Origin of the sequence: Bradyrhizobium sp. SZCCHNRI3043 (assembly GCF_032377735.1) — a bacterium.
Taxonomy (GTDB): Bacteria; Pseudomonadota; Alphaproteobacteria; order Rhizobiales; family Xanthobacteraceae; genus Bradyrhizobium.
Window position 1 is genome coordinate 108706 of sequence record NZ_JAUHID010000005.1, and the last position, 13039, is coordinate 121744.

Sequence of the window (13039 nt, forward strand, 5' to 3'; positions counted from 1 at the left end):
TTCGAAGCAGCGTGAGATGCGATCAGGTTAATCGAGAGTCACTCCGGGCCAGGTGGTGGCGTCGGTTGCGCTGACGGCATGACCGGCCACATTGGCCGTGAGCAGCGCATCGACGTTGAAGTCGCTGCTCGCGATCGCGGTGACGCGGCCGGGCAGGCTGCGCAACAGGCCCTTATAGCGGCGCAGCTCGGTCTGTGCCTCGACCATGCTCACCGCCTTGAAGCGGAACGGCGTGCCGGCGGGCGTCTGCGCCAGGCGGCCGAAATCGGCTGTGATGACGGTCGCGATCTTCGGATAGCCGCCGCTGGTGCCGCGGTCCGACATCAGCACGATCGGCGAACCATTGCCGGGCACCTGGATGCTGCCGTCCACGGTGCCGTCCGAGACGATGTTGTGACCGTGCAGGTGGCGGATCTGCGGCCCCTCGAGCCGATAGCCCATGCGGTCGCTGGTCGCCGAGACCATCCAGTCGCTGCCGAGGAACAGCGCTTTCATCTCGTCGCTGAACTCGTCGTCCTGCGGCCCCATGACGACTCGAATCGCGCCGCTAATTTTCGGCAGATCGATCCGCAGTTCCGGCGCGTCGCCAGCGGGTGCGACCCCGAACACGTCGCCGGCCTGGAGCGGCCGCGGGTAGGGACTGCCAAGTCCAGCGCGTGCATTCACCGAGAGACTGTTGAACATCGGTTCGCCGGCGATGCCGCCTTCGACGGCGAGATAGGTGAAGGAGCCGCCGCGAGCAAAGCCGAGCGTGAGCTCCTCTCCGTCGTTCAGCGTCACCGACGTGTTGATCTCGACCTGCCGCTTGGCAACATCCGCCGGTCGTTGCGCGCCCGCGAGCGCCACGCGCACCGCGCCGCCCTTCGCCGTGAAGGTCGCGCCGAACGGGCCGATCTCGATCGCAGCCGCCATCGGCTCATTGCCGACGAGGCTGTTGGCTGCCGCCAGCGCCAGCTTGTCCATTGCACCGGACGGTGTCAGCCCGTAGCGCTGCGCGCCGAAACGCCCGCCGTCCTGGACCGAGCTTGCCGGGCCGATCTGTGAGACGACGAGCGTGCTCATGCGGCGATCCGCTCGGCGATGAGCTCGCCGCCCTCGGCGGCGCGCTCCTGCTCGGTGAAGGTCTTCACGTCAACTGCGTAGAAGCTGACCTCGTCGCCGGGCTCGAGCAGGAAGGTCGGGTCGCGATGCAGTTGAAACGTCCGCATCGCGGTGCGGCCGAGCAGGTGCCAGCCGCAGGGGCCCGCAAGGCATTGGATGCCGGTCTGGATGCCGCCGATGGCGATGATGCCTGCCGGCGTCGAGAGCCGCGGATTCTGGCGGCGCGACATCTGCAGCGTGGGATCGAGACCGGACAAATAGGACCAGCCGGGGGTAAAGCCGATCATTGCGACGCGATAAGTTCTGGCGATATGGCGCGCGACGACTTCGTCCGGCGTGAGACTCAACGCCTTCGCGACATCCTCGAGGTCGATGCCATTCTCTCCGCCATAGCAGACAGGAACCCGCCAGCGCCTGACCTCGCTGTCCGGCGCGAGCGACCCGGCCGACAGCGCCAACAGCCTTGCCCCGAGCGTGTCGTGGTCGATGACGTCAGCATCATAATGCACGAGCAGCGAACGATAGGTCGGCACCGCCTCCGTGATGCCCTCGATCCCGGCCGCTGCCACTGCATGGTCGAGCGCCAGGACGCGGCGGTTGGCGATCTCGTCGATGGTCCGGCTGAACTCGACGGTGACGGCGCTGTCGCCGCTGGGCAGCAGGCGGGGAGGTGGAAAGGGATCGGCCATGAGTCCGAAGTGATCCGCGTTGATGGTCCCTGATCTAGCTCGTTTCGATCGCAAGTGGAATTGGGTCAAAGGCAAAAAGTCTCGAAAATTCAATAAATTAATCGGATGCTCGGCGATAAGAAGACTTTATCGGATGGGCGCAAGCCCCGCATGCGCTGGACGCACCGAGCATGCCCTTGACGCCGCCTTCGTCGCTCGCAAGATGCGCCTGCTTTTTCCGCCAGCCTGTTTGGAGCGCCAGTCTCAAGATGTCCCTCACCCCCGAAGCCATCGCCACCCTGTCTCAAGTCACAACCGCGACCATCACGACGGTCTTGCTGAAGAAGGGGTTGCGCAATGTCTGGCTGCGCGGCGCCAAGCCGCTGCGCCCGGGACAGAAGCGGCTGGTCGGTCCCGCCTTCACGCTCCGCTTCGTGCCGGCGCGCGAGGATCTGGCGACGCCGGAATCCTGGTCGTCGCCGATCTCCACCCGCACCGCGATCGAGGCCATGCCCGAAGGCTGCATCGCCGTGGTCGATGCGATGGGCGTCAAGGACGCCGGCATCTTCGGCGACATCCTCTGTGCCCGCATGGTCAAGCGCGGCGTCACCGCGCTGATCACCGACGGCGTGGTGCGTGACCTCGAAGGCGTGCTCGGCACCGGGCTTCCGGTATGGTGCGACGGCTACGCTGCTCCGCCCTCGGTCGCCGGCCTGACCTTCGTCGGTTGGGGCGAGGCGATCGGCTGCGGCGGTGTGGCCGTGTTCCCGAACGACGTCGTCGTGGCCGACCAGGACGGTGCGGTGCTGATCCCGCAGGCGATGCTCGATCACGTGCTCGCCGAGGGCCCCGAGCAGGAACGCATGGAGGCCTGGATCGTCGACGAGGTGAACAAGGGCGCGGTGCTGCCGGGTCTCTATCCGATGAACGCAGAGACCAAGGCGCGTTACTCCGCGTCGAAGAAGTAGTTCACGGCCCCGATCAATCGACGGCACAGATTCAGGAAAGGTAGAACAATGGTCGAAGTCTATCTCGCGGGCTCTCGCCCCACCCGCCGCGCGGCGGCGGAAAGCTTTACGGGCACGGTCTGGCAGGATCCGATCATCACGCCACAGGCTCCGGCTCGCGTCGCCTCGGCGCGTGTCGCGTTCGAGCCGGGTGCTCGCACGGCCTGGCACACCCATCCCCTCGGGCAGACGCTCTATGTCATCCAGGGCGTCGGCCGCGTGCAGGCCAAGGGCGGGCCGGTGCGCGAGATCAAGGCCGGCGACGTCGTCTGGATTCCGCCGGGCGAGAAGCATTGGCATGGCGCCGCGCCGACCACCGGCATGGTCCACGTCGCGATGCATGAATCGCTCAATGGCGAGCACGTGACGTGGATGGAGCACGTCACCGACGAGGAATATGCCACCCCGGTCGGCTGAGGCTGAGCAGCACCCGAGATCAGTTCGAGCGCGCGGTCGCAAGGCCGCGCGCTTTTCATTTGAAAGAGCGTGGACCGCAGGCGCGGCGCTCAGTTCACCCGCGTCCAGGTCTGGCCACCGCAGAACATGCCGCCGAAGGCGCAGCCCTGCACGCGCAGACTGTCCATTCCCTTCAGCGCAATGGTCGAGTCGTAGGTGCTGCCGCTGTTCGGATCGAAGATGCGGCCGGTCCACTTCTTTTCCTGCGTCTTGTCGCTCGGACGCATGTTGATCAGGATCTGCTCGCCGTTCTGGTTGGTCTTCGTATCCACGGCGTAGCCGCAGAGATTGGTGCCGCAGGGCTCGATGCGGATCTGGCCCTCCTTCTCCTCGGTCAACCAGATGCCGACCGGCGAGTTGGGATCGCGACCGGCGGTCTGCGCCGCAGCGGGCGGCGCGGCTGCGGTGGTCACGGCAGGCGTCTGGGCTGGGCGCGGTGGCGGCGGCGCGGCGGCAGGAGCCGGAGCCGCAGCAGGTGCCACAACGGCCGTCGCAGCGGGTGGCGGCGCAACCGGTGCCGCGGCGTTGGCGACAGGGGCCGCCGTAGGCGGCAGCGGCGCTGGTGGCGCGGCTGATTGGACGGGAGCAGGCGCAACCGGCGGGGTCGCCGGTACGGCTGCCGTCGGAGCTGGTGCGGGAGGAACAGGGGCTGGGGCCGCGGCGGCCGGAACCTGCGGCTGCGGGGCCGGCGTAACGGCCGCCTCGGCTGGCGCCTGGGCCGGCTTGTCCGCGCCGGGCTGCGGCCTGGCCGCCGGATCCGGATCGCGCTTGGTGCGCTTGGTCTTCTTCTGCTCGGTATTGTCGTAGACCCCGGGGATCTGCACGGTGCCGCGGTCGGGATCGATGCGGATCGTCTTGCCGCCGTATTCGATGACGTACTGCGCCTCGGCGGCACTGCTGGCCAGAACCAAAGCCACAACAGCCAACAGCCTCTTCATCCGTGTCTCCGCGATGTCGGTTGCTGATGTGAGCGAGCTCACGCGCAATTAAGTCGCTGATGCGGCGTCCCCGGTTCAATGCGCCACCTGCTCAGAAATCGAGCGGCGCATTGTCGACGACCTCCTTCATCACGAAGAACGTGCGCGTCTGGCGCACGCCGGGCAGCGAGATCAGTTGGTCGCCATGCATCCGATTGAAGTCGTGCATGTCGCGGACGCGGATCTTCAGGAAGAAGTCGAAATCGCCGGCCACGAGATGACAGTCGAGCACGAATTTCAGCTTTCGGATCGCGGCCTCGAAGGTGCGAAAGCTCTCCGGCGTTGAACGGTCGAGCACGACCCCGACCAGGACCAGCGCGCTGCGCTCGACCTTCTCGGGCGCGATCTGGGCGCGCACACCGGTGATGTAGCCGTCGTCGAATAGCCGCTGCGTGCGGCGATGGCAGGTGGCGGGGCTGACGTGGACGGCGGCGGCGAGCTCGGCATTGGTCATCCGGCCGTCCTTCTGCAGCCATTGCAGAATGCGCCGGTCGACACGGTCCAGGTCAGGGGTGGAAGCTTCTTTCGATTTTCGTGTCATTTGCGGATGTATCTATCGTCAAATCGCGATAATGCGGAGGTAAGCACGAAAACATGGGGCGATAAAGAGAGCACCTTTCTGAGGGATTTTCGTATGGTGAGGCGACCCTTTTCATCCACCCACGGAGAGATCCCGTGCTTCGGCTCGACAAGTTCAAGAAGTATCCGCTCACCTTCGGCGCCACGCCCATCGAGCATCTGCCGCGCCTCACGGCGGCGCTCGGCGGCAAGGTGCAGATCTACGCCAAGCGCGACGACTGCAATTCCGGCCTCGCGATGGGCGGCAACAAGCTGCGCAAGCTCGAATACATCGTGCCGGACGCGATCGAGTCGAATGCCGACACGCTGGTCTCGATCGGCGGCGTGCAGTCGAACCACACCCGCATGGTGGCGGCGACCGCGGCCAAGATCGGCATGAAGTGCGTCGTCGTCCAGGAGAGCTGGGTGCCGCACGAGGACGCCGTCTATGACCGCGTCGGCAACATCCTGATGACGCGCCTGATGGGCGCCGACAGCCGAATCGTGCCGGATGGATTCGACATCGGCATCCGCAAGAGCTGGGAGGATGCGATCCAGTCGGTGAAGGATGCCGGCGGCAAGCCCTACGGCATTCCGGCCGGCGCCTCCGTGCACAAGTTCGGCGGCCTTGGCTATGTCGGCTTCGCCGAGGAGGTGAGGGCGCAGGAAGCCGAGATGGGCATCAAGTTCGACTACATCATCGTCTGCGTCGTGACCGGCTCGACCCAGGCCGGCATGATCGTCGGCTTCGCCGCCGACGGCCGCGCCGACCGCGTCATCGGCATCGACGCCTCCGGCACGCCGGAGCAGACCCGCACCCAGGTGCGCCAGATCGTCGACAACACCGCCGAGCTCGTCGAGCTCGGCCGCAAGGTCCGCGACGACGAGATCGTGATCCTGAATGACTACGCCTATCCGGCCTATGGCGTGCCGAGCGCCGAGACCAACGAGGCCATCCGCCTCGCCGCCCGCACCGAGGCGATGATCACCGACCCGGTCTATGAGGGCAAGTCGATGCAGGGCATGATCGACCTGGTCAAGAAGGGCTACTTCCCGGAAGGATCGAAGGTGCTCTACGCCCATCTCGGCGGTGCTCCGGCGATCAACGGCTACAGCTACACGTACCGGAACGGGTGAGGGCGGTTTCGTCTTCCGCCGCCGCGTAGCGGTGGTCCGAGGTCCAACACCACATTCCGCTGTCGTCCCGGCCTTCGAGCCGGGACCCATAGCCGCCGGCGGTGCTGTTGTCGTCCTCTGCATCTCCGGCTGTGCCTCAAACTACGGCCTGTGAGTATGGGTCCCGGCTCAAGGCCGGGACGACACCGAATGTGTCGCGCGAGCGATCCACACATGACATCGCCGTCTCGCGACGCACCAGCGTCCGAGGGATCCATCAGTTCGCCCCTCTGAATGAAGAGGGCGCAGGGAATGCCGGGTGAGGGCCTCACCCATGGCCCGCCTGCAACAAGAAAAGCAGGCGGCAGTTACCACAGGATCAGCCGAACATCCGGCATTCCCTGCGCGACGGTCTTAACGCTTATACGCAGTCTCCCTGGTGCGCGGGGCTTGTTGGCCACCATGGCGACAATGCGCTTGCGCGCACTGCGCTGGACACCAGCATCGGGGTGTCAGGACGCTGCGATTTCACGTCCGCGCCGTGCCGTTCGTCCGCGTGCAAGCACGCTGCGGCAAAACGCGGCCATCGCCTCCCCACCTCGCGTGTCGTGACGATCGCGCGCAACGCCCCTCTCGTTGAGGTGGGATGGCGGCAGTCAATCATAGTTTCCGGAAAAACGAAAGGTGAATATTTTTAGCGCAAGGACTGGACAGGAGTCTTCGCGTTGAAATGACTGCAGGACTTTGCGTTTTGCGTCCTGCTGGACATTCCATGTCAGGTTCCGGCTGCGGCCTCATCTCGGAATCCGCAGTATCCCAATGGAGACCCTGACCGCCGTCTTGTATAAGCCCCGCGATTATGCTCTCCGGAGACATCCACAGCAGCGAAATCATCGCACTATGCTACACTCACGCTGCCACGAACGCCGTCGAGATCACGTTCTCATAGCGGCCGTCGATGCGGACGGCGTTGCGTTGCAGCCCTTCGGCTCGGAAGCCGACGTCCTTAAGGCGATCGCATTCATGTTCTCCTCGCGCACGGTCAGCTCGATGCGCGTGAGGCCGAAGGCAAGCGCGGCGTCCATCGTCCGTCGAATGAGAGCACGACCAATTCCGCGGCCGCGATGAGCTGGCAGCAGACCTATGCCGAGGGTGCCGCAATGGGCGTAATCACCAGGCAAGCACGTGTCCTGCGCCAGACGAGGGGAGGCAATGGCGCTGTCGGCGCAACGCAGGTCGCGCAGCTCCCCCAAGGCAGCATATTGGAAGACGGCTGTTCTCGCGTGCCACCGCGACCGCGCGACCCGCAAGTCCCGTCGACGTGTCCAAGTGAGCCTAGCGGCAGGGCGATGACCTAACCTCCGTCTCGAAGCTTCGGCTCAAGCCGCCTCTGCCACCGGTTCCGATCCATCGCCAGAGGCGCCGCGCGCCGTTGTGCTGCCGGATGACAGGCCGCGTCCTTTCACCAGACCGAAAATGGCGGGGATCACGATCAGAGTGAGCAGAGTCGATGAGATCATGCCGCCGATCATGGGGACGGCGATGCGCTGCATGATCTCTGAGCCCGTACCATTGCTCCACATGATCGGAAGCAGACCCGCCATGATGGCGACCACGGTCATCATCTTCGGCCGGACGCGCTCGACGGCACCCTCCATGATCGCGTCCTGGAGATCGCGCCGGGTCAAGGGCGCGCCCTCAGCGGCCCGCCTGGCTTTCATCTCGGCCAGCGCGTGGTCGAGATAGATCAGCATCACGACGCCGGTCTCAGCGGCCACGCCGGCGAGTGCAATGAAGCCGACCGCGACGGCGACCGATAGATTGAAGCCGAGCCACCACATCATCCAGATGCCGCCCACCAGCGCGAACGGCAGCGACAGCATCACGATCAGGGTCTCCGTCATGGCCCTGAAGTTCAGATAGAGCAGCAGGAAGATGATGGAGAGCGTCACGGGGACGACGATCTTGAGGCGGGCAGCGGCCCGCTGCAGATATTCGTACTGGCCGCTCCAGACCACGTAAGTGCCGGCTGGAAACTGGATGTTCTCGGTGACGGCGCGCTGTGCGTCGGCGACGTAGCTGCCGATGTCGCGATCGCGGATGTCGACATAGATGTAAGTTGCAAGCTGTCCGTTCTCGGTCCGGATCGAGGTGGGTCCCCGGACCGGCTCGATCCTGGCGACCTCGCCGAGCGGCACGGCGCCGCCGGCCGGCATCGGCACCAGGACATCGTCGGCGATGGCCTTCGGATTGTCGCGGAGATCGCGCGGATACCTCATGTTGACCGTGAAGCGCTGGCGGCCCTCCACCGTGGTGGTGACCGTCTGGCCGCCGAGCGCAGCCGCGATCGTATCCTGGACGTCCTGGACCAGCAGGCCGTAACGAGCGAGCGCCTCGCGGTCGGGTGTGATCTCGAGGTAGTAGCCGCCGATGCCGCGCTCGGCATAGGCCGAGGACGTTCCGGGGACGGTCTTGATGACCCGTTCGATCTGCTTTGCCAGACGATCGATCTCGGTCAAATCAGTGCCCATCACCTTCACGCCAATCGGCGTGCGGATGCCGGTCGAGAGCATGTCGATGCGGGCCTTGATCGGCATCGTCCAGGCGTTGGAAACGCCGGGGAATTGCAGCGCCTTGTCCATCTCGGCGATCAGGCTGTCGATCGTGACGCCAGGGCGCCATTGATCCCTCGGCGTGAGGTTGACGACCGTCTCGAACATCTCGATCGGCGCGGGATCGGTTGCGGTCGCCGCCCGCCCGGCCTTGCCGTAGACCGAAGCGACCTCCGGGAACGATTTGATGATGCGGTCCTGCATCTGCATCAGCTCCGCGGCCTTGGTCACGGAGATGCCGGGCAGGGTCGTGGGCATATAGAGCAGCGTGCCCTCGTTCAAGCTGGGCATGAACTCGGTGCCGAGCTGGCGCGCCGGCCAGATGGAGATGGCGAGCACCGCGACCGCGGCAAGGATTACGATCGTCTTGGCCCGCAACACGCCCTTGATGACGGGCCGGTAGATCCAGATCAGCAAGCGGTTGATGACGTTGCGGCGCTCGGGAATGATTCTGCCGCGCACGAAGATCACCATCAGCGCCGGCACCAGCGTGACCGACAGCAGCGCGGCCGCCGCCATCGAGAACGTCTTGGTGAAGGCGAGCGGGCTGAACAGCCGGCCTTCCTGCGACTCCAGCGTGAAGATCGGCATGAACGACACGGTGATGATCAGGAGGCTGAAGAACAGGGCAGGGCCGACCTCCGCGGCCGCGTCGATCAGGATTTGAACACGCGATTGGTCGGGCTTGGCCCGCTCGAGGTGCTTGTGGGCGTTCTCGATCATGACGATCGCGGCATCGACCATGGCGCCGATCGCAATCGCGATGCCGCCCAGGCTCATGATGTTCGAGCCGAGCCCAAGCAGTTTCATCGCGCCGAACGCCATGAGCACGCCGACCGGGAGCATCAGGATCGCGACCAGGGCGCTGCGGACGTGCAGCAGGAAGACGACGCAGACGAGGGCGACGACGATGCTCTCCTCGAGCAGGGTGTGCTTGAGCGTGGCTATGGCGGCATAGATCAGGTTCGAGCGGTCGTAGACCGGAACGATCTCGACCGATTTTGGCAGACTGCTCGCGATCTCGTGCAAGCGCTTCTTGACGTTCTCGATGACATCGAGCGCGTTGACGCCGAAGCGCTGCAGCACGATGCCGCTGGCGACTTCGCCCTCGCCGTTGAGCTCAGCAATGCCGCGCCGCTCGTCCGGACCGAGCTCGACGGTTGCGACGTCGCGCAGCAGCACCGGCGTGCCGCCGGACGTCTTCAGCACGATGTTGCCGAGGTCGTTTATATTCTTGATGTAGCCCTTGCCGCGGATGACGTATTCGAACTCCGAGAGCTCGACGGTGCGGCCGCCGACATCGGCATTGCTGGAACGGATCGCATCGCGGATCTTCTGCGTGCTGACGCCGCGATCGCGCATCCGCTGCGGATCGAGAACGACGTTGTACTGCTTGACGAAGCCGCCGATGCTCGCGACCTCGGCGACACCTTCGGCCTTGGCCAATGCGAATTTGAGGGTCCAGTCCTGGATCGTGCGGGCGTCGGCGAGGTTCAGCTCCTTCGACATGACGGCGTATTGATAGACCCAGCCGACGCCGGTGGCGTCGGGGCCGATCGTGGGTGCAATTCCCGCCGGTAGCCGCGACGCTGCGCTGTTCAGGAATTCCATCACGCGCGAGCGTGCCCAATAGATGTCGGTGCCGTCCTCGAAGATGACGTAGACGAACGAGACGCCGAAGAACGAGAAGCCGCGCACGACCTTCGACTTCGGCACCGTGAGCATGGCCGTGGTCAGCGGATAGGTGACCTGATCCTCGATCACCTGCGGTGCCTGACCGGGATATTCGGTGTAGACGATGACCTGTGTATCCGACAGATCGGGGATCGCGTCGAGCGGCAGATGAATGAGCGCGTAGAAGCCGGCGGCTGCGGCGAAGCCGGTGCCGAACAGGACCAGCAGGAGATTGCGCGCGGACCAGGCGATGATGCGGGCGATCATTTGTGCGCTCCCATCCCGGCGTGATCGGCGTTGGCGGGCTGCTGCTCAGCTGCTTCGGCAAAGCTCTTCAACGCGGCCTTGAGGTTGCTCTCGGCATCGATCAGGAAGTTGGCTGACGTGACGACCGCCTCGCCCTCCGACAGACCGTCCCGCACCTCGACATAGCCGGCGCCGTGGCGGCCGAGCTTGACGGCGCGCGGCTCGTAGCGGCCGTCGCCCTTGTCGATCAGGACCGCCTGGCGGCTGCCGGTGTCGAGCACGGCATCCGCCGGCACAGCCAGCACCGGCGCCGGGGCTGCGGTCTCGATCTCGGCATCGACATACATGTCAGGCAGCAGCGCGAGGTCCGGATTCGCGAGCTCGATCCGCACCCGCGCCGTCCGCGTGTCCTTGTTCACCTGGGGATAGATCACCGCGATCGCGCCAGCGAAGGTCCGCCCCGGGAAGCTGCGCGCCCGGATCATCACGGGCTGACCCACCGCGATGCTGCCGAGGTCGCGTTCGGCGACGTCGACCAGGGCCCAGACCAGCGAGATGTCGGCGATGCGGAACAGTACGTCGCCCGGATTGGCCCGCATGCCTTCGATCGCATTGCGCTCGAGCACGATGCCGTCGCGCGGCGCCGACCATTGCACCGTCACGGGGGCGACGTGCGACTTCTCCATGGCCGCGATGACCGGCTCCGGCACGTCCAGATTGGTCAGCCGCTGGCGCGAGCCGCGGCCGTAGGCGGCATTGCTGCCGACGATGTTGGAATTGATGGTGGAGAGATATTCGGCGGCGGCCGCCGCGATCGCCGAGCTATAGATCTCCATCAGGGGCTGGCCTGCTCTGACGCGCGTGCCGGTCGTCACGTCGGCGACCTTCTGCACGAAGCTTTCGGTGCGCATCGCGATCACGGAGATGCGCCGCTCGTCGAGCTGGACGGTGCCCGGCGCCTTCACCGCGACGTGGAGCGTGCGCCGCTCGACCGGCGTTGACTTCACGCCGCTGCGCTGGATCTTGCCGGGCGACAGCTTCACCACGCCGTCGTCGGCCTCGTCGCCGTCGTAGACGGGAACGTAATCCATTCCCATCGGGTCCTTCTTCGGAGTGGGAGACGTGTCCGGCAGGCCCATCGGATTGCGGTAGTAGAGAATCTTGCGTGAGGAGTCCGCCTGCTGCTTCGGCTTGGCCGGCTCCGGCCCCGCTTGATCGTCGTCATAGACGGGCAGATAGTCGCGCCCGCGATCGTCCTTCCTGGGGGTCGCCGACCAAGCGGGGGCACCGCTTGGGTCGCGATAGTACAGCGGCATCCGATCCGCCGCGGCGGCGGCAAGAGGGGCGCGAAACGACGGAGGCGTGGTCTGGATGGATACGAGCCCACCCAAGCCGAGGCCAGCACCGACCGCAATGGTCGCGAGCAGACGCAACGTGTTCATGGCATCACCGTGAGGCGCGCTGGGCGCGCGCTATCCGTTGGGAGACTGGGGCGCTCGTCGGGAGCGCCCCGCGAGCTCACTTCGTCGCCTTGACGATGACCTTGCCGGTGACCGTCTCAGGCTCGCCCTGCACCTTGGCGGAGAGCGTGACCTGGTAGCGCCCGGCCATCGGCAGGTCGGTCTTGAAGGCGTAGACGCCCGGTTCCTTCGACGGCAGCGGCGCCACGTCCGACACCATGTCGGCCATCCCGTCGGGGGCCATGTTGACGCGCGTCTTGAAGATGACCGCGTCGGCGACCGGCTTGCCGGTCTGCTTGTTGGTCAGACGAATGGCGACCGTGACATCGTCGCCCTTCTTCATCTCCGGAGTGACCGGCTCGAACGTGTAGTCAGTCACGCCTGCCAAGGCGGCTGATGTGGCAAGCGAAAGGGTGGCGGCGAACGCCGCGATGCTAAGTCTGGAAAGCATGGTCCTGTCCTCATGAATGGATCTCGGCCGTGGCGCCGATGGCGCGCACGTCAGCGGTCGGCGCGCAGGCATGCGCGCGTCGGTAACGAGATCAGACTCGAGGAGGTCGGAAAGGAGGACTGCCGCTATCGAGGGAGGCCACCTGGTCGGCGGGAAGCGCCAGCGTGGTCGCCGCGATGGCGAGTGGAGCGACGACGATGGTCCTGATATCGCCGAGCGCAACCGTTCCGCCGGCGCAGCAGAAACCCATCCCACATTTGTCGCCGTGTGACGGGGAACTCGTCCCCTTCACGTCGTCAGGACAGCACTCGTCCATCGACATGTCGGCGCCATCGCCCATGGCCATGGCCATGCTTGCCTGCATGTCGTTCGACGACATTGCGACCGCCGCCGTCGATGCGCCAATCGGCAGCATCGCCAGCGAGAGGGCGATCGCGAACGCCAGGATGGTCCGAACAAGCCGCATCAGGATCCGAGTTTGCCTTGGCCGCAGCATACCCTACTGCGCTTCTGGAGGCAGTCCTTGAGACGGGTCAAACTGCGCCACCGCGGACGCGATGGCTGCCAGGGTCGACGTCATCGACCCCGATATACCCCCATGGGGTAGATTCCGCAAGCCGGGGTGAATGCCCGGGCGAGCCGGGCATGACGACCGAAGGTCTCGTGAATTCCTGCCACTCCGGCGCGCGCCGGGTTTGAAGCGATGGTTCCGG

At 65.5% G+C, this 13039-nt stretch carries 12 protein-coding genes; 3 read left to right on the plus strand and 9 right to left on the minus strand.

Translation table 11 applies throughout. The features are described 5' to 3' along the window. Positions 1 to 27: 27 nt before the first annotated feature. A complete protein-coding gene (locus tag QX124_RS13480; protein ID WP_315797404.1) occupies positions 28 to 1062 on the minus strand; it encodes a biotin-dependent carboxyltransferase family protein in 1035 nt (344 codons plus the stop codon). Then, on the minus strand, positions 1059 to 1790 hold the full coding sequence (gene pxpB / locus QX124_RS13485) for a 5-oxoprolinase subunit PxpB (protein WP_315797405.1): 732 nt from the start codon (positions 1788 to 1790) through the stop codon (positions 1059 to 1061). Before pxpB ends, QX124_RS13480 begins: the two co-directional genes overlap by 4 nt. Before the next feature lie 248 nt (positions 1791 to 2038). Between pxpB and QX124_RS13490 the strand changes: the two genes are divergently transcribed. After that, positions 2039 to 2737: a ribonuclease activity regulator RraA gene (locus QX124_RS13490; RefSeq protein WP_315737930.1), complete on the plus strand. Its 699-nt coding sequence runs from the start codon at positions 2039 to 2041 to the stop codon at positions 2735 to 2737. A 48-nt stretch (positions 2738 to 2785) separates the two neighbouring features. Beyond that, positions 2786 to 3193: a cupin domain-containing protein gene (locus QX124_RS13495; RefSeq protein ID WP_315757461.1), complete on the plus strand. Its 408-nt coding sequence runs from the start codon at positions 2786 to 2788 to the stop codon at positions 3191 to 3193. 89 nt (positions 3194 to 3282) lie between these two features. Here QX124_RS13495 and QX124_RS13500 read toward each other — a convergent pair whose 3' ends face one another. After that, positions 3283 to 4170 (minus strand): DUF2147 domain-containing protein, encoded by an 888-nt coding sequence (locus QX124_RS13500; RefSeq protein ID WP_315797406.1) that lies wholly within the window; start codon positions 4168 to 4170, stop codon positions 3283 to 3285. Positions 4171 to 4261: 91 nt separating this feature from the next. Next, positions 4262 to 4750: an Lrp/AsnC family transcriptional regulator gene (locus QX124_RS13505; RefSeq protein ID WP_315797407.1), complete on the minus strand. Its 489-nt coding sequence runs from the start codon at positions 4748 to 4750 to the stop codon at positions 4262 to 4264. A 134-nt stretch (positions 4751 to 4884) separates the two neighbouring features. On the opposite strand from QX124_RS13505, the gene QX124_RS13510 reads away from it, so the two are divergent. Beyond that, positions 4885 to 5904: a 1-aminocyclopropane-1-carboxylate deaminase gene (locus tag QX124_RS13510; protein WP_315757464.1), complete on the plus strand. Its 1020-nt coding sequence runs from the start codon at positions 4885 to 4887 to the stop codon at positions 5902 to 5904. A 914-nt stretch (positions 5905 to 6818) separates the two neighbouring features. Here QX124_RS13510 and QX124_RS13515 read toward each other — a convergent pair. The 5 genes from QX124_RS13515 to QX124_RS13535 form a co-directional block, all read right to left on the minus strand. Then, positions 6819 to 7193 carry a GNAT family N-acetyltransferase gene (locus QX124_RS13515; protein ID WP_315797408.1) on the minus strand — a complete coding sequence of 125 codons (375 nt, stop codon included), beginning with the start codon at positions 7191 to 7193 and terminating at the stop codon, positions 6819 to 6821. A 69-nt stretch (positions 7194 to 7262) separates the two neighbouring features. Then, entirely contained in the window at positions 7263 to 10436 is a 3174-nt protein-coding gene (locus QX124_RS13520) for an efflux RND transporter permease subunit (RefSeq protein WP_315797409.1), read from the minus strand. Then, positions 10433 to 11857, minus strand: a complete 1425-nt coding sequence (locus QX124_RS13525; RefSeq protein WP_315797410.1) for an efflux RND transporter periplasmic adaptor subunit — start codon at positions 11855 to 11857, stop codon at positions 10433 to 10435. Before QX124_RS13525 ends, QX124_RS13520 begins: the two co-directional genes overlap by 4 nt. 76 nt (positions 11858 to 11933) lie before the next feature. Next, a complete protein-coding gene (locus QX124_RS13530) occupies positions 11934 to 12326 on the minus strand; it encodes a FixH family protein (RefSeq protein WP_315797411.1) in 393 nt (130 codons plus the stop codon). A 91-nt stretch (positions 12327 to 12417) separates the two neighbouring features. Then, positions 12418 to 12792, minus strand: a complete 375-nt coding sequence (locus QX124_RS13535; protein WP_315797534.1) for a hypothetical protein — start codon at positions 12790 to 12792, stop codon at positions 12418 to 12420. Positions 12793 to 13039: the final 247 nt, after the last annotated feature.